This is a genomic window from Intrasporangium oryzae NRRL B-24470 (assembly GCF_000576595.1).
GTDB lineage: Bacteria > Actinomycetota > Actinomycetes > Actinomycetales > Dermatophilaceae > Intrasporangium_C > Intrasporangium_C oryzae.
Genome location: NZ_AWSA01000111.1, coordinates 1 through 1,261, shown reverse-complemented (window position 1 = coordinate 1,261; position 1,261 = coordinate 1). Strand labels below are relative to the sequence as shown.

Below are 1,261 nucleotides of genomic sequence, written 5' to 3'. Positions count from 1 at the left end.
CAGAATGAGCAATGCCCGCCCTCCTCGCAGATATCCCAAGAAATGAAGGAGAACCGCTCTCCTTCGGCTCTCTCGGAAGGAGGCCGCCGATGCCTCACGCCCCCGTCTGCCAGTCCTGCGGCCGTCCCATCGACCCGGACCGCTACGCCAACGCCAAGTCTTGCGGCCCCGCCTGCCGAGCCCGTGCGAGCGAGAAGCGTCGCCGTGAGGCTCTCCGGCTGTTCCTGGAGGGATCCAAGCTCCGCGCCTCGGGTGACTTCGACCCCGAGCACGCCGCCGCCCTCGACCGCGAGGCCGCCCAGCTCCTCGGTGTGAACCTCTGACCCCTGCCTCCGCGTCAAGCGCCGCGGACCATCCGAGCCCTTGAGAAGGGGCCGCCCACGAACTCCCCGAGGACCTTCTCCTCGGGGCCGTTGAGGACTCTTCCGGACCTCGCCTCCTTGGTTGGGAGACCACCGGCTCGACCGTCGTCGCCGTCGTCCATGCCGTGCGACGGCGGTCGGGCTCTCTCCCCGCGTGTCCGTAGCGCTTCCTCGCGTCCCGACGAGGTCGAGCGCCCACGGTTCGCCATCGTCTAACAGGCCGAGATCGGCCTCCTCGCGCTCCATGGAGCGCCCACAAGCGCCCGTCACGGTTGGTCGCCGTAGTCGGGTCTCTGGGAAGGCGACGGGCATCGCCAACTTCGTCCGCCGCGGTGTGAGCCGTGGGAAGCCGCACCGCGGCGGACAAGCCACCTCCTTCCCAACCGACGCCGCCCCCACGGCGCCGACGACCACGAGACCGCTCGCCCGGGTCTCGTCCTTCCATCCATCCACCCAGAAGACCGAGACAACCGACCATGACCTCCTCCTCTTCCGAGGCACGCCGCCTCGCCACCCTTCTCGCGCTCGCTCGCGTGTCCATGGCCGCCTCCGCCCTCCTGCCGGAGGACGACGGCCCAGAGTTCGTTTACATCGACCGCGCGGCCGTCTGGACTGCGGTCGCCTCATCCGTCTCCATGGGGCGGACGTCGTTCTACCGCGCCGTCCGCGACCTCGCCGAGGACCCGGACACGAACCACCTCGGCGCCGAGGTCGAGGTCCGCCGGACCTCGTCCAAGGTCCCGCCTCGCCGTGCACTCCGCGTCTCGACCCTCGTGGACGACTACACCGACGAGTTGGGCCTCGACCCCGACGACGTCGTCCCGGTCTCGCTCGCCTCGGAGGCCATCGTCCCGTTGGCTCTCGTGGTCGACACCACCCCGGAGGTCACCGAGGCCCGC

The 1,261-nt window shown here is 70.1% G+C and carries 2 protein-coding genes; both read left to right on the top strand.

Features of this window, described 5'->3' with window-relative positions; genetic code table 11:
* Positions 1–89: 89 nt before the first annotated feature.
* A complete protein-coding gene (locus N865_RS21260) occupies positions 90–323 on the top strand; it encodes a hypothetical protein (RefSeq protein WP_034810279.1) in 234 nt (77 codons plus the stop codon).
* Positions 324–838: 515 nt separating this feature from the next.
* Positions 839–1,261, top strand: a 423-nt coding sequence (locus N865_RS21255; protein WP_034810278.1) for a hypothetical protein, incomplete at its 3' end; no start/stop codon positions are given.

Excerpts from the sequence above, each read along its gene's own strand:
- N865_RS21260 (WP_034810279.1), top strand. The coding sequence starts at position 90 with ATGCCTCACGCCCCCGTCTGCCAGTCCTGCGGCCGTCCCATCGACCCG.